The sequence below is a fragment of the Streptomyces sp. NPDC001507 genome, assembly GCF_042894765.1.
In the GTDB taxonomy this organism is placed as follows: Bacteria; Actinomycetota; Actinomycetes; order Streptomycetales; family Streptomycetaceae; genus Streptomyces.
In genome coordinates, this window is sequence record NZ_JBIAVV010000001.1 from 1,327,955 (window position 1) to 1,341,865 (window position 13,911).

The 13,911-nt window shown below is 69.0% G+C and carries 15 protein-coding genes and 6 pseudogenes; 11 read left to right on the forward strand and 10 right to left on the reverse strand.

The features are described 5' to 3' along the window. Positions 1-74 precede the first annotated feature (74 nt). The 4 genes and pseudogenes from ACFY0K_RS05970 to ACFY0K_RS05985 all read left to right on the forward strand — a co-directional run. The gene (locus ACFY0K_RS05970; RefSeq protein WP_390638783.1) at positions 75-434 is read left to right on the forward strand and encodes a winged helix-turn-helix transcriptional regulator; all 360 of its coding nucleotides are present in this window, start codon (positions 75-77) and stop codon (positions 432-434) included. A gap of 19 nt (positions 435-453) precedes the next feature. Beyond that, complete coding sequence (locus ACFY0K_RS05975; RefSeq protein WP_390638784.1) at positions 454-597, forward strand: hypothetical protein; 144 nt, start codon at positions 454-456, stop codon at positions 595-597. Between the two features lie 376 nt (positions 598-973). After that, positions 974-1,222 (forward strand): annotated as a pseudogene (locus ACFY0K_RS05980) (IS3 family transposase); the annotation flags it as partial. Positions 1,223-1,320: 98 nt separating this feature from the next. Continuing rightward, positions 1,321-1,431, forward strand: a pseudogene (locus tag ACFY0K_RS05985) (hypothetical protein); the annotation flags it as partial. A gap of 50 nt (positions 1,432-1,481) precedes the next feature. Here the strand turns inward: ACFY0K_RS05985 and ACFY0K_RS05990 are convergent. Next, positions 1,482-1,712, reverse strand: coding sequence for a hypothetical protein (locus ACFY0K_RS05990; protein ID WP_390638865.1), 231 nt, complete (start codon positions 1,710-1,712; stop codon positions 1,482-1,484). Positions 1,713-2,034: 322 nt separating this feature from the next. Between ACFY0K_RS05990 and ACFY0K_RS05995 the strand changes: the two genes are divergently transcribed. From ACFY0K_RS05995 to ACFY0K_RS06005, 3 genes and pseudogenes are all read left to right on the forward strand, one after another. After that, a complete protein-coding gene (locus ACFY0K_RS05995) occupies positions 2,035-3,657 on the forward strand; it encodes an alpha/beta fold hydrolase (RefSeq protein ID WP_390638785.1) in 1,623 nt (540 codons plus the stop codon). A gap of 47 nt (positions 3,658-3,704) precedes the next feature. Continuing rightward, positions 3,705-4,379: an alpha/beta hydrolase gene (locus tag ACFY0K_RS06000; RefSeq protein ID WP_390638786.1), complete on the forward strand. Its 675-nt coding sequence runs from the start codon at positions 3,705-3,707 to the stop codon at positions 4,377-4,379. Positions 4,380-4,639: 260 nt separating this feature from the next. Next, positions 4,640-4,729, forward strand: a pseudogene (locus ACFY0K_RS06005) (Ku protein); the annotation flags it as partial. A 48-nt stretch (positions 4,730-4,777) separates the two neighbouring features. Here ACFY0K_RS06005 and ACFY0K_RS06010 read toward each other — a convergent pair. Beyond that, complete coding sequence (locus tag ACFY0K_RS06010) at positions 4,778-4,939, reverse strand: hypothetical protein (RefSeq protein WP_390638866.1); 162 nt, start codon at positions 4,937-4,939, stop codon at positions 4,778-4,780. Between the two features lie 40 nt (positions 4,940-4,979). Further along, positions 4,980-5,492 (reverse strand): pyridoxamine 5'-phosphate oxidase family protein, encoded by a 513-nt coding sequence (locus tag ACFY0K_RS06015; RefSeq protein WP_390638787.1) that lies wholly within the window; start codon positions 5,490-5,492, stop codon positions 4,980-4,982. 44 nt (positions 5,493-5,536) lie between these two features. On the opposite strand from ACFY0K_RS06015, the gene ACFY0K_RS06020 reads away from it, so the two are divergent. Beyond that, positions 5,537-5,803 (forward strand): transposase family protein, encoded by a 267-nt coding sequence (locus tag ACFY0K_RS06020; protein WP_390638857.1) that lies wholly within the window; start codon positions 5,537-5,539, stop codon positions 5,801-5,803. A gap of 128 nt (positions 5,804-5,931) precedes the next feature. On the opposite strand, the gene ACFY0K_RS06025 is transcribed toward ACFY0K_RS06020, so the two are convergent. From ACFY0K_RS06025 to ACFY0K_RS06040, 4 genes are all read right to left on the reverse strand, one after another. Continuing rightward, complete coding sequence (locus ACFY0K_RS06025) at positions 5,932-6,699, reverse strand: DUF899 domain-containing protein (RefSeq protein WP_390638788.1); 768 nt, start codon at positions 6,697-6,699, stop codon at positions 5,932-5,934. A gap of 68 nt (positions 6,700-6,767) precedes the next feature. Further along, positions 6,768-7,436 carry a DUF2182 domain-containing protein gene (locus ACFY0K_RS06030; RefSeq protein WP_390638789.1) on the reverse strand — a complete coding sequence of 223 codons (669 nt, stop codon included), beginning with the start codon at positions 7,434-7,436 and terminating at the stop codon, positions 6,768-6,770. 26 nt (positions 7,437-7,462) lie between these two features. Continuing rightward, positions 7,463-7,813 (reverse strand): metalloregulator ArsR/SmtB family transcription factor, encoded by a 351-nt coding sequence (locus ACFY0K_RS06035; RefSeq protein WP_351231065.1) that lies wholly within the window; start codon positions 7,811-7,813, stop codon positions 7,463-7,465. Next, entirely contained in the window at positions 7,800-9,143 is a 1,344-nt protein-coding gene (locus ACFY0K_RS06040; protein WP_390638790.1) for an ATP-binding protein, read from the reverse strand. Before ACFY0K_RS06040 ends, ACFY0K_RS06035 begins: the two co-directional genes overlap by 14 nt. 37 nt (positions 9,144-9,180) lie before the next feature. On the opposite strand from ACFY0K_RS06040, the gene ACFY0K_RS06045 reads away from it, so the two are divergent. Then, on the forward strand, positions 9,181-9,657 hold the full coding sequence (locus tag ACFY0K_RS06045) for a hypothetical protein (protein ID WP_390638791.1): 477 nt from the start codon (positions 9,181-9,183) through the stop codon (positions 9,655-9,657). Between the two features lie 12 nt (positions 9,658-9,669). Here the strand turns inward: ACFY0K_RS06045 and ACFY0K_RS06050 are convergent. Next, a pseudogene (locus ACFY0K_RS06050) lies at positions 9,670-11,150 on the reverse strand (transposase). Between the two features lie 234 nt (positions 11,151-11,384). On the opposite strand from ACFY0K_RS06050, the gene ACFY0K_RS06055 reads away from it, so the two are divergent. Together ACFY0K_RS06055 and ACFY0K_RS06060 are read left to right on the forward strand one after the other, a co-directional pair. Then, positions 11,385-12,068, forward strand: a complete 684-nt coding sequence (locus ACFY0K_RS06055; RefSeq protein WP_390638792.1) for a maleylpyruvate isomerase N-terminal domain-containing protein — start codon at positions 11,385-11,387, stop codon at positions 12,066-12,068. Between the two features lie 109 nt (positions 12,069-12,177). Continuing rightward, positions 12,178-12,438, forward strand: a pseudogene (locus ACFY0K_RS06060) (transcriptional regulator); the annotation flags it as partial. 90 nt (positions 12,439-12,528) lie between these two features. Here the strand turns inward: ACFY0K_RS06060 and ACFY0K_RS06065 are convergent. Next, the gene (locus tag ACFY0K_RS06065; RefSeq protein ID WP_390638858.1) at positions 12,529-12,963 is read right to left on the reverse strand and encodes a LysE family translocator; all 435 of its coding nucleotides are present in this window, start codon (positions 12,961-12,963) and stop codon (positions 12,529-12,531) included. A 176-nt stretch (positions 12,964-13,139) separates the two neighbouring features. Then, positions 13,140-13,798 (reverse strand): annotated as a pseudogene (locus ACFY0K_RS06070) (IS5 family transposase); the annotation flags it as partial. Positions 13,799-13,911: the final 113 nt, after the last annotated feature.

Genomic DNA, 13,911 nt, shown 5'->3' on the forward strand with positions numbered 1-13,911 from the left:
TCACTCCCTCTCGTAGCATCGGATGCAACGGTATGGATTTGATACCGGTATCTTCAACGGAACTGGGAGCAACCATGGGCAAGGCGTACAACGTGATGGCAGCGACCTGCCCGAGCCGCACGGTGCTGCACCGTATCGGCGCCCGCTGGACCGTGTTCGTCGTCAACGCCCTCGACGACGGACCTCGCCGCTTCACCGAGCTGAAGGGGCATATCCAGGGGATCACCCCGAAGGTCCTGACCGAAACTCTGCGCTCCCTGGAAGCCGACGGTCTGATCAGCCGCCACAGTTACGAGGAGAACCCGCCCCGTGTCGAGTACGCCCTGACACCGCTGGGCCGCTCTCTGCTCGTTCCGCTCCGTGCCGTACGGCTCTGGGCCGAAGAGCATGTCCCGGACATCGAGGCGGCCCGAGCCCGCCACCCGATTCTCTGACCCATGAGCGACTGCCGGCATGGACCGGAACGACAAGACCAACGCCCAGCAGGTAACCGTCTCGTGGACCGCCCACGACTTCTCCACCACCCAGGAACTGTACGACCGGGCCAAAGCCTGCGTGCCCTCCCACCGCACGGCAGTGCCGTCGAGGATCCCGTGAACCAAACCAACGGCAGGATGGGCGGATGGAGCAACCCCTTGAAGTGCCTGAACTCGCCGCTGGCGAGGGATTGGAACTGCGCTCGTGGCGTCTTTGTGACCTCCGCTGGTGCGGTAGGCGTCGGAGGGCGACTGCATCCCGTTGACCACGACGGTGCCCTCGCCGCGTTCCAGGGCGGCAGGCGTCGCTGCCGCGTTTCCAACACCGCCCGCATCGACGGCATCCGTAAGCATTGCTCAGCTCTACGCCGAGTGCAGCCTCGGGGCCATCAACCATCTGCCAGGCAGCGCCAGCAGCGCCCCTTTCTTCGCAGCGGAACTCGACCCCCGACCGCCCGCGCTGATCAGCTTCGTCGACACCCATCGTGGCCGGTTCGGTGTCGAACCGATCTGCCGCATCCTTGCCCTCGCCCCCTCGACGTACTACGCGGTCCAACGCCGCCCGCCTGCAGCGCGGTCGGTGCGCGACGCTGAGCTCACCGCCGAGATTCCAGCGGATCCACCAGGCCAACTACGGGGTCTACGGGGCGCGCAAGGTCGGGCACCAACTGCGGTGTGAGGGCATACCGGTGGCCCGTTGCACGCTCGAGCGCCTGATGCGGGCTGCGGGCCTGGTCGGGGCAGTGCGGGGCCGCAAGGTCCGCACCACCGAGCCTGGCAAGGTCGGCCGGCGCGCGGGCGACCTGGTCAATCGCGACTTCCATGCTCCGGGCCCGGACCGGCTGTGGGCGGCGGACTTCACCTACGTGCCTGCTGGGCCGGCACCGTCTACGTCGCGTTCTGCGTCGATGCCTTCTCCCGCCGGATCCTGGGCTGGAAGGCATCAACGAGTAGGCACGCAAGCCTGGTCCTGGACGTGGTCGAACAAGCCCTGTTGCAGCGCGGCTACCGGCCGAATGACCAGGTCACCGGGCTTGCATCGGTGATGAACAGGCGGCGGAAGTCGTGCGGTGCGAAGGCCAGAGGCTGGCCGGTTGAGTCGGTGAGGCCGACGAAGGCATCCGTCTCGCCCTCGGTTCCCACCCCGTCGCGGTACCCCCACCACTGGAGCAGCTCCTGATCCACCTCGCCGAAGACCGCGACGGCGCCCTCGCGCTCGGCCGGAGCACCGACCACTCCTGGCTCCTGCCCGGCACCCACCCGGGCCGCCCCCGCAGCCCCCGCCACCTGCGCACGCGCCTCGCGTCCTACGGCCTGCCCTCCCGGCGGACGCAACAGCGCACTGATCGACCTCGCAGCGCAGATGCCTCCCGCCGTCCTCAGCGAGGTCCTGGGCGTCTCCATCGGAGCCCGCCACCGGTTGGGCCGCCGCCGCGGGCCGCCCCCGCGCGAAGTACGCCGCCGAACTCAGCCGCCGCTCGAAGGGCAAAGGCCAGGGTCGGATGCATGCGGTGACACTCTCGAAGAACAAGAGGCCACGGCGTGAGTGAATAGGGGCATGCTCTTCGACTTCACGCACGACCACGACGGTGAACGACTCAACGGAGTGTACGGCGGTGATCCGTCCGGGGTCACCGCCATCGTGCTGCACGGCGCAGGTACCAGCAGCACGGAGCGACTGCTTCCTCTGGTGCGGGAGTTCGTGGCCCACGGCTGTCGAGGGGTTGCCTTCGACTTCTCCGGACACGGTGAAAGCACGGGCAAACTGGGCGAGTTAAGCCTGCGGCGACGGTTCGAGCAGGCCGTAGCGGTGATCGACGCGTACGCGTCGGCGGACGGGCCGCTGGTCCTGGTGGGGTTCAGCATGAGCGGGCAGACGGTGGCGGATCTCGTCCGCCATTACGGGGACCGGGTGGCGGCGCTGGGGATGTGCGCGCCCGCCGTGTACACCCCCAAGGCGTGGGACGTGCCCTTCGGGGACGGGAACGGCCGGTTCAGCGAGATCATCCGGCGGCCGGACGGCTGGCGGCAGTCATCCGCGCTTCAGGTGCTGCGGGCATACGAGGGCCGGGCAGTGCTCGCCGTGCCGGGCACGGACGCGGTGATCCCACCCGCGGTGACCGAGGCCGTCCAGGACGCGCTGACGGCGCGCGCCCAGTACACGCGTTTCGGCCTTCCGGACGCACAGCACCAGCTGGGCATGTGGTTCCGCGATCACGCCGAGGACAGGCGGGGGTTCGTTGAGGCGATGCTGACCGGCCTCGACGACCGTGGCTGGACGGCCACGCGTGCGTGGGTGGCCATGCAGATCGGCCACGGCCGCTCGGTCGCCGACTCACGCCTGCTGTCCGGTGGCTGGAGTTCCCAGATGCGCTGGCTCACGCTCGACGATGGCACGGACCTGGTACAACGCACCTTCGTGAAACCGTTCTTCCGCCACCACGGGCCCGGACTGCTGACCCGCGAAGCGTCCGTCCTGGCGCTGCTCGCCGGGCAGGAGGGCGTCCCGGCTCCTGAGGTCGTCTCTGTGGACGCCACACCCGAACATTGCGATCACCCGACCCTGTTGATGTCCGCGCTGCCGGGCCGCGTCCGCGTGGACGAGGAGGACCTCGACCGGCGCCTGGATCTGCTCGCGGCCCAGCTCGTCCGCGTCCACGGCGTCGCACCGGCCGAAAGACCGCGCACATACCAGGCGTGGACGTCCCCGGAACGCGTCCGTACCCCGGACGGCCCCCTGTGGGAGCGGGCCGTGGACGTACTCCGGCGCGACCCGCCGCCGTACGAGGGCTGCTTTCTGCACCGCGACTTCCACCCCGGGAACGTGCTCTTCACCGGAACCGGGCAGGAACTGAGGATCACTGGAGTCGTGGACTGGGTCGAGACCTCGTGGGGACCTGCCGACCTGGACGTGGCGCACTGCTCGACCGCGCTCGCGCTGCTGCACGGGCCGGCGCACGGGCTGGACTTCCCCGAGCGGTACGAGGCACACGGCGGCCGCGACCTCGCCGACGACCCCGACCACCTGTACTGGCGGCTGCTCGACGCCCTGCATTACTGCCCCGACGCGGCGAAGTTGGCCGGACCGTGGCGTGACCTGGGACGGGACGATCTGACGTCAGCAGTCCTGGGAGAACGGCTGGAGGCGTACGTGGACGGATTGCTGCAGCGATACGGCTGACCGGCCCTGGATCACTCGTCTGACACCGACCCAAGGAGACGCGCGCATTGGCCGCCGTGGTGCTCGTTCATGGCCTGTATCACCGTCCCGAACACTTCGCCCCGGTGGCGGAATGCTTGCGGAGCGCAGGAACCGAGGTCGTCGTTCCCGAGCTCCACCGGGGCTCATTGCCCGCTGACACCGCAGCAGTCCAGGCCGTCATCGACTCGCTACCAGAGCCTCCGATCGTGCTCGGTCACTCCTACGGCGGATCAGTGATCACCGGGCTGCGCGGGGCGGGACATCTGGTCTATCTGGCGGCCTTCGTGCCCGGTGCCGGCGAGAGCGCGGCCGGTCTGGGTGGCGCGTCCCAGCAGCTGAAGAACGCGATCACCCCTGAGCCCCACGGCTCGACCAGCCTGCACCCCGACCGGGCTGCCGACACCCTCTACGGTGACTGCCCCGAACCTCTCGCCGCCTGGGCGGTCGGCCTCCTGCGTGCCCAAGCCCCCGGCTGCGGACGAGGCATCCCAGAGCACCACAGCTGGAAGCACGCCTCCTCCACCTACGTCGTCTGCGCGCAGGACCGGGCCATTGACCCGGCCCTGCAGCGGAAGATGGCCTCGCGCTGCACCGACACGCGTGAGTGGCAGACCGACCACTCCCCGTTCGTAGGACAGCCCGAACTCATCGTCGAACTTCTGCAGGAACTGCTCGCCGCCAACACCCCGCCAGCCCGATGAAGGAGTCGCAAGCGCTCGTTGATGCCGCAGACACAGGCAGCTGTGTGATCAGGCGGTGGACTTGACCACCGCCGAAGGGTCATCTGCGTGGTTACAGAAGCACTGGTGTCCGTGGCGACTTTGCTGCGCGGCCGCGACGCCGACGGACAGCTGCGGCTGATCGCCGCTGCGTATGGTCGACAGGCAGCCCATTCCACAGGTATGGACAACCGGGATCGCCAGTACTGCGTCAGGCACTCCAGCGGTCCTCGAGGGTCGCGGTGACGAAGTTCGCGTGGAGCGGCCGGGAGCGGCTGGGGCTGCTACGGGTCCGGGATGACGTGATCGTGCTGCATGCGATGCGCTGGCCCGACGAGGTTCGCGAGCCCTCGCAGCTGTACCCGCCGCCGACGGACGTGTCAGACGCGGAGGTCGACGAGGCGGTGGAGCTCATCGAGCGGATGACCACCGACCGATTGGAGAGCCCCGACGTCGAAGCCGAGGATGTAGAACTCGCAGAGTTCCCAGACGCCGGGCGACGGCGGCTGACCCTTGTCGATCAGGTCGTGCGCTGCGGACACGCGGATTCCTCCCAGTGGTGCGGGCGTCAGGGGCAGGGGGTCAATCGAGGACGGGGCTGTGCCGGGACCGGTCGTAACCGCTGAGCTCCACCGGCACCGCAAGCGGAACCCGACGCCAGGAACGCGGCGTGAAGCGCCAGAAGCGACCGTTGCCTCCCGATCGTTCCGCCTCGTCATCCCAGTGCGTGGTCGACGAACCGGTCAACACGACGAACTCGCCACCGGCGGTGAAGCCGATACTCGTCCGCGGCTCCAGCAGGAGGTTGCCGATGGTCTGGTACATGGCGTTTCCGGCGAAGTCGGGGACCTCGAACGTGTTCCGTGCGACGTCGCGGATGAACCCCGGGTCCCCGCTGCGGGTCGCCGCGTCGAGCTGGCCCTGCGGATTTGCGGTGCCGACGAAGACCAGCGATGCCTGGCACAGCAGGACGGCGTCCGCCCGGGTGATCGACCGGCCGCGGGTCGCCGCTTTGGGAGAGACCTCTGGCGAGGTCGTCAACTGCTGACGGACCAGGTACTTCTTGCAGTTGGGGAACGCCTCGACGATGGACACCTCAAGCGGGTCGAGCGCCTGCGCGCGCCCACGAGCTGGGCGCCATCGGCGACCTCGGCTTCACCGGCCTGGACGACGACCCGGACAACCCCGTGGTCATTACCGGCTGCAAGGCCGCCCGCACCAAACCGGTCACAGCGGCGAAGAAGCAGGTCAACAAGCTGATCGCGTCCGTCCGTGCGGTCTGTGAGCTCGCCTTCGCACATCTGAAGAACTGGCGCATCCTCACCAAGCTCCGTCTGAACGTTCGTCACGCCACCACGCTGCTGCGGGCGCTGCTCGTGCTGACCAACACCGAAGTCGCCCGCTGACAGCCGATCTCGGGAGCAGGCAACCGCCCGCGACCAGCCCCAGTACGAGATCAGCGACTCACACCAGCCTCGATGACCTGCGAGTTCGAAACCAGAGGAGGCTCCGTGAGCGACTTCAGTGACCTCGCTCACTGGTTCTCGTACTCGTCGTGGCGGCGCCACCAGAAGCCGTTCTCGTTGCGGCCGAGGGGGGCGCGGTCGAGCCACTGGTACATGCCCCACAGGCCGTCCAGGCCGCGGGAGTACGACGAGTAGGTGTGGTAGACGGCGTCGTCCTGCAGGGCGAACGCGCTCATGCCGGGGCCTTCTCGCCGGTACGTCTGCCAGTCCGTGTCTACGATCGACTGGGTGAAGGCGTCGCGGGAACCCTTCTCGTCGGCCGTCGCCGGCCGCAGGTCCTGCTCACCGAAGTTGTACGCGACGGCTCCCGCTTCCCACTCCTGCTCGGTGTGTGCCACCCCGAAGTCGAAGTTGAAGTCGCTGCCGTGGGACGACGCCCACGGGAAGCCCCAGCCCATCCGCTGCCGGTACGCGTGGAGCTTGGCGAGCGGGGCCCGTGACACCGCCCAGAACGCGACGTCGTGATGGGTGAGATGGACCACGGAGCCGTCGAAGCCGTCGGCGATCGCCGAGCAGGACGGGCATCCGGCGGTGTAGTCGGGCCCGAACATGAAATGGTAGACGAGCAGCTGCGAGCGTCCCTGGAACAGGTCGGCGAGTGACACCGTGCCCTCGTCGGTCTCGAAGCGGTAGTCCTTGTCCACCCGGACCCAGGGCAGCTCCTGGCGTTGCCGGGCCAGCTCGTCACCGCGCCGGGTCAGCTCCTTCTCCGCCTTGAGCAGTTCCAGCCGCGCGGCCAACCATTCCCCGCGTGTCCCCGTCTTATGAGTCGTCATCGTCTGTCTCCTTATCTTGTTTCTTGTTTCTTGTTTCTTTTCGATGCACTTGTCTTGCTTTCCTGCCGTCACATCGGTGGTGGTGCGAGCCCCGGGACCAGGAAGGGGGCGATGACGACCACCAGTCCGAGCCCGATGATCGCCAAGGCCGCCGGAACGTCGATCGCGCTCTTCGCGGGCAGCAGCTTCTGGGCGCACATGAGGACGGCGACCACCGACATCCACAGCGGGCTCATCACGTCCAGTGCCAGCAGCATCGCCATCAGCCCGATGCCGGAGCCGACGCAGTACAACCCGAACCTGAGTCCGCAACCGGCGTCCTCGTGGCAGCGTTGCCGGAAGTGCCGCTTGACCGGCGTGAGTTCATAGGCGCCCGCCGCGATCACCACCACGCCGGCGGCCGCCGACCCGTGTGGCCGGTCCAGCGCGTACGCCACCACGCCTGCGAGTACCCAGAGGGCCAGGTAGGACCCGGTGAACGCCAGCGCACCACGCAACCCGCCGTTCCGGCGGACACGCCTGGCGAGGGCCGGGGCCGCGCCTGGCAGCATCATCGCCGCCATCATCGTCGTCCACGTCGCGGCGAAGAGCCCCGACGACCCGGGCCTGGTCGCGAGCCCCATGTCCATGCCGCGCATCAGCCAGAGCGAGACCGCCCAGCAGGCCGCGGCGAGCCCGAGTGCCACCCCCGCCGCGATCGCCGGCTCGGCCGGCCGCTGGGATTCGGCGTGCGCCATCGGATCTCCTTCCGCGCCGGTCCCGGTCACGTGGATCCGCGCGCCTGGTCGTCGAGGTGGTCCTTCAGCGCGCCGAGCGGGCCGTCCCAGTCACGCGCCAGCGCGGCCAGGAACTGTTGCGCCACCTGCATCGGCGCGGAGCACAGCCGGTACCGCACCCGGCGCCGCTCGCCCGGTTCGGCCGTCACCAGGCCGGCCTCGGCCAGCAGGGCCAGGTGTTTGGCGATCGCCTGCCGGGTGATCGGCAGCCGCGCGGCCAGGTCCGTGGCCGTGGCCGGCCCTCCCGAAGCCAGCGCGGCCAGGATGGCGCGCCGGCTCGGGTCGGCCAGGGCGGCGAAGACCTGTTCGGCGATCGCCTCGGTGTCAGGCCGCGGCATCGAGGTGGTCGACCAGTTCGCCCAGTTCGTGCTTCCAGCCCTTGGTGTGGTCGTCGTACTCCTTGCCGCGGACCTCGTCCGGGAGCTGAGCGAAGCCGGTCTCGACCACCGTCAGCCGGGTGCCGGAGGCGACCGGTTCGAGCGTGAACTCCACATAGGTGCGGCGCGGGTCGTCCTCGGGCAGCCCTGGGACCTTCCAGGTGTAGCCGAACACCGTCGGCTCCTCCACCCGTTCCACCCGCATGTCGGCGGTGTGGCCGCCGTCCCATTTCATCCAGGCCGAGCCGCCCGGGCGCAGATCGATCCCCGCCTGCTGGCCGAACCAGGCGCTCAGTCCCTCGGCCGTGGTGAGCGCCGCCCACACCTTGGCCGGTGCGTGCGCGATCTCGATGGTCCGCTCGATGCGATCAGGGAATGCCATGACTACCTCCATAGGTATAGCAACCACCTGGTTGCGATGGTATGGCAACCAGGTGGTTGCGTCAACCTGGACCGGCGTGCGCGGGCGGAGCCCCGTCGCGGCTGCCGGGCGGCTGTCGAGGGTGTGTGCTGCGGGAAACCCGCGACATGATCGGCTGGACATCGCGGAGCCATGCCCGCTGGCTGACCGGCACGCTGAGCCGCCTGTGTCAAGGGACAGTAGGACTCCCCCGGGGGCGGACTTTTGATCTCCCCACCGGCGGACAGCAGATGTCCCCGGTGGACAGATGATCTCCCCGGTAGGGGGTCGGCCGAGCGGCACGACGCCTCGACCGGTGGTGGCCTCTGCGAGACGGTGGCTGTCGCCCTGCGTGACGACCACGTGGGCGTGATGCAGGAGCCGGTCGACGGTGGCCGTGGCGAGGGTCTTCGGCATGATCTCGTCGACTCCTGAGGGGTGCAGGTTGCTGCTGACGGCGAGACTACGGCGTTCGTATGCGGCATCGACCAGGCGATAGAAGCCTTCGGCCGCGTCGGGCGAGACGGGCAGGAGCCCAATGTCGTCAACGATGATCAGGTCGGTTCTGGTGATCCGGCTGATGGCCTTCGAGACGGAGTCGTCGACTCGGTGTCGTCGCACAAACGCGCTGAGGTTCTCGATGGTGAACCAGGTCACGGTCATCCCGGCGTCCACGGCTGCCTGTCCGAGCGCCTCGCAGAAGTGCGACTTCCCGGTGCCGGACGGCCCGACCACGCAGAGGTTCTCTCTCCGGCCGACCCACTTCAGCGTCCGCAGGGAGCGCCGTGTCAGGGCGATCGCCTCGTTGAACGCGGCACCGGTTGCGGCCGCGACGGCGGAAGCCGGGGCAGCCAGCCTGCGCCGGGCAGGTGCGGTTGCGGTGTCAGTCATCAAGGACTCCTTCTCTGCGGTTGGCTAGATTGAGCGAGTGTTCGAACGAGTCGGCGCTGACGAGTCCGCAGCCCTGGAGGCGCTCGCCCGGAAAGTCCGCAACGAGCTGGCGGCCGCGGGGCTGCCCGTGCTTTCCCCGGGGCTGGACCCGGTCCTGGCCGGTGGCGCCGAAGTGGACATCGACGACGGTGCGGACGCGGCAGGCGGCGTGTTCGTGGCCTGGCAGGCAAGCCCTCGCCTGCGGGCCTGCGCGCGCCGCGCGTTCGGGCTGAAGCAATTGGACGAACCGGTCCTGCGGCACTCCAGTGCGGTCGGGGCCGCGATGATGCAGGCGATGGCCGCGGTGTTGGCCTCGGCGGGCTTCAATGTCGAGGACGCGCGCGACGAATACCGCCCGCAGCAGTTGCGGGTCCTTGCCGGACCGTCGTCCAAACAGCAGCCGATCTGGTCGATTCGCGACGACGAGCTGGCCTTGCCCGGCTGGCAGGACACTCCCACCGGCGGTGCCGACTGAGACCACCGCGGATCACGGTGTCGTGAACCCCGACCAGGCGGAGGTGCCCGGCTGCAGGCTGTGGGTCTCACCGTGGCAGATCGGCTCGACCCGGTCGTGCTCACCCTGATGGTGCAGGATCGACAGCAGGTCGCCTTCGGCGAAGCGGCCCACCGTCGCCGCGGTGCCCAGAGCCCGGCCGACGTCAGTTGTCCCGCGCAGCTTCGCGAGGGTGACGGCGTCGGCCATCTTCACCCGGATCCGGCGGACGCCAGTCGCTGCGGCCTCGACCAGCCAGGCTGCCGCCCCCGGGCCGATCGCCAGGAACTGGGCCTCGGCCGGGTTCGTCGCCCGGGGTGTGCGCTCGCCGCGTGGGGCGTCGGGGTAGTGCTCGTCGGCACTTCGCGGGCTGCCCGGCGTTGAGCGCAGGTGGCGGGCGACCTCGATTGCGTTGCCCGCGACCATTGCGGTCACGATCAGTTCGTCGCCGTGGAAGCGGACCCAGACGCTCTCCTCGATGAGCTCGTGCGGGACCGAGTAGCGGACCGACTCGACCGAGATCGTGGAGTCCTTGCCGACTCTGCGGGTCTCGCCGAACGCGGCCTTGAACGGCTCCTCAGGCAGCGGGTGCAGCCGCAGCCGGTCCTCGGCCAGCAGCTCGGCCGGGATCCGGCGGGTCTCGCGGTGAACGCGGCCGTTCACCTCGGTCATGAAGTCCGCGCAGGCGTCCTGTAGTTCGGCGAAGTCGGCGTACTCGGGCCGAAGGCTTACCGCGGTGGGGACCAGGTCCCGCTTCGTGATCCGAACCGTCGCCTCCGTCCCGCCTTTCGACGCCGGATCGGCAGGCATGCACGACCGCACCACCGTGCCGTAGTAGCGGGCGATCGGAACCAATTCGGGGTTGCGGACCGCGATCCGGGCCACGTGTTCGACCGTGACGGTCTTCTCGTTGTCGGTCAGGCAGTAGGTCGGCACCCCGCCCAGCGTTCGGAAGGTCACATCCAGGCAGGCTGCCACCGTCGGCAGGGTCTTGTCGAAGACCGGGATGATCACCCGGAACCGGGACCAGGCCGGCCACGCGCACCACAGACTGGTACGTCTGCCCTCGATGCGTGGGCCTTCGCCCCAGTCCCACTGCAGCCACATCACCGGCTCGGGTATCCAGGGCCGGAAGACCCTGCGGTTCCCTGCCCGGTAGGAGTCCTTCACCGCGGCGACGGCCCGGCGGGTCCTGCGGTCGGTGCCAGTGAAGCCCATCGCGACGATCTTCTTGTGGACAGCGTCGGCACCGCCTTGCCGCGAGACCGCTCGACCAGCTCCTCGACCTTCGGCAGGAAGTCGTCGATCAGCTTCGATCGCACGGGCCGCTCGGTCGGGTCGACCCCCTGCCCGCGCAGCTGCACGTAGCGCCGCACCATGTGGTGGTCGCAGCCGACCAGCTCGGCCGTCTTCCGGTAACTCCCGGTGAGGCCGTAAGCCTCGAGAATCTCCATGATCTCCTCATCGCTCTTCACCGCGCCCACTCTGTGTCATGGCCTTGGTGGGTCTGCGGGGAGATCAGCTGTCAGTCACCGGGGAGGTTTCCTGTCCACCAGCGGGGAGGCCAACTGACCGCCAGCGGGGAGTCTGCCGTGTCCTCTGCCACGCCGCCTCGCTGTGTCCTCAAGCCGCTGACATCACGGTGTGCGACGAGGGACGCAGATCGCCCTCTGACGTGCTGGGTAGAAGCCATTGGTAACTTGATCACCATGAATCAGGGCCAGGTACTGGAAGCCTTTCGCCTCGAAGCCGGGGCGCTGTCCCGGGCGGTTGCCGGTCTGTCGGAGGCGGAGTGGGATCTTCCGACGCGGTGTGAACCATGGTCCGTGCGGGAACTGTTGGGACACGTATGCGTGGTGATCGCGTGGTTGCCGGGCATGCTGGATGCTCCGCCGCCGGACAAGGCCGAGGTGTCCGCGGTGGATTACTACCGGCCCGACGACCGTTTCGCTCCGCAGACCAACACGGCCCGCCTCGCCTTGGCCCAGGACCACGCGGCCGGACAGGCCAGCGGTGCCGCGCTCGTCGGCGACTTCGCCGCGACCTGGCAGCGGGTGTATCGGCTGTGCCGCGCCGAGTCCGAGGACCGCGTCGTGCGTACTCGTCACGGGGACGCGATGCTCCTGTCGCAGTTCCTGGTCACCCGGGTGGTCGAAGTCGCCATCCATGGCCTGGACCTGGCCGAAGCGCTGAGGCGCGAGCCGTGGCTGACCCCGCAGGCCGCAGATGCCGTGCTGAACCTGCTGCTCGGCCCGGACCAGATGACCGCGACGCTGGAACTCGGCTGGGACCAGTCCAAGTTCCTGCGCAAGGTCACCGGGCGCGAGCCGCTCGACGCGGCGGAGACCGCGCAGGTCGAACAGCTTGGCATTCAGTGGCTCACGCTGGGCTGATGCCACGACCACGGACCCGTAGTCACCTGCACGACTCGACGACAGCCGTCCTCGCGGCGGGAAGGCGGGCGACGCGGCTCGCCCCGTCGGCAGCAGAGCGAATCCTCAGCGTGACGAGCCGGGCCCACTGTGGGTGACGGAGCCGACCCTGCGCCTGCCGCTGCGGCTCCCTGGCCCGAAGTACGGGCTGTGTGAAGCGCCGTTGATCCACGAGTCGTGGACGTCCGGGGCCACCGAGGGCCTGCTGGAGAAGTTCCGCATCACGCTGAAGGACGCCCGGGACCGGGCGATCGCCGAGGACGACGAGGTGACGGGGGAGTACGTCAAGGCCATGTACCCCAAGTTCGTCTCCACCATGGGCGAGTCGAGCGCCTACCAGCGTCCGCATGATCTCCGCCCCGTCGCTGCGGCCGTGACGTGCAGCGCCACGGCGACCGTGACGTTCTGTGCCTTTGAGGTGTCAGGAGGCTCCGGCGACGCCGATGCCGATGGCGATGAACAGCCAGCCGGTCGTCAGCTCCCAGCGGTAGCGGATCTTCGGACGGGCGAGCAGGGCGCGTAGACGTGCGGCGACGGCGACCAGAGCGAACCAGTAGACGACGCCGATGAGGACGTCCAGGGTGCCGAGGAAGAAGATCTGCCGCGTTGGCGAGCCGCCGCCGTGGACGAACTGCGGAAGGATGCTGAGGAAGAACAGCGCCGCCTTGGGGTTGAGGACGTTGGTGAAAAAACCCTGGGTGAAGCCGGACCGCCATCGGCCGCGGGTCGGCCCGTCTCCCGTCGAGGCCCGCAGCGCGCTCGTGTCATGCGGCCCGCCGGTCACTTCTCTTCCCGCGCGCCGTTCGTGGGCCGCGCGCCGGGCTGCCAGGACCGCCCGGACCCCGAGGTAGACCAGGTAGGCCGCGCCCCGGCTGGGACCTGTCTTCCGTCGATCAACGCGTCGCGGCCCCGCAAGATCCGGAAGACCAGCCCTGAGGGCCGGTCAGCTGTCAGCCGGCGTCGGTTTCCTGGCCAACTGGGGGTGGCGCCTTTCCGGGCGAGGCGGCGGGGCATGAGGGTGATGGCGGCTCAGGTGATCAAGGTTTCGGAGTGCTGGATGAGCCGTTCATAGTCCCTCGCGTGGCGGCGAGCGTGCATCATCCAGGCGAGCGACCTCTCGACGACCCAGCGGCGGGGCAGCACGACGAAGCCGGAGGCGTCCTTGGGACGGCTGACCGGCTTGATCGTCAGGTTGAGGTGCTGCTTCGCCCAGTCGACGAGCTTCCCGGCGCAGGCGGAGTCGGCCCACACGATCGTGATCTCGGGGTGCATCAGGCTCAGGCGGAAGAGGACTTCCTTGGCGGCTGCGGCGTCGTGCAGGTCGGCCGGGGTCACCATGACCATCAGAGGCAGGCCGCGGGTGTCGACGACCAGGTGGCGCTGCGGCCGTTGATTTTCCTGCCCGCGTCGTAACCGCGGGTGGCCTTGGAGACGGTCTCTGCGGCTTTCACACTCCGGGAGTCGATGACGGTGGCCACCGCGCGGGGGCCTTTGCCCAGGTCCCGACGGATCCGGCCGGTGAGATGGTCGCGGATCTGGCCGATGATCCCGGCGGCGGCCCAGCGGGCCATGAACCCCCAGACTGTGCGCCGGGGCGGGAAGTCCGCAGGCAGGGCCCGCCATTTGCAGCCGGTGTCCACGACGTAGCGGATCGCGTCGACGATCTCGCGGCGGGGATGTTGCGCTTGCCGTCGATGGACACGCCCCTGGTGGTCCGACGTGACCTCGTGGCCGTGGCGCTCGATCGTCAGGCGGGCCTGCCCGCTGCGGGCCTGCTCGCGGTCGCGGACCGGGGCGAAGTGCG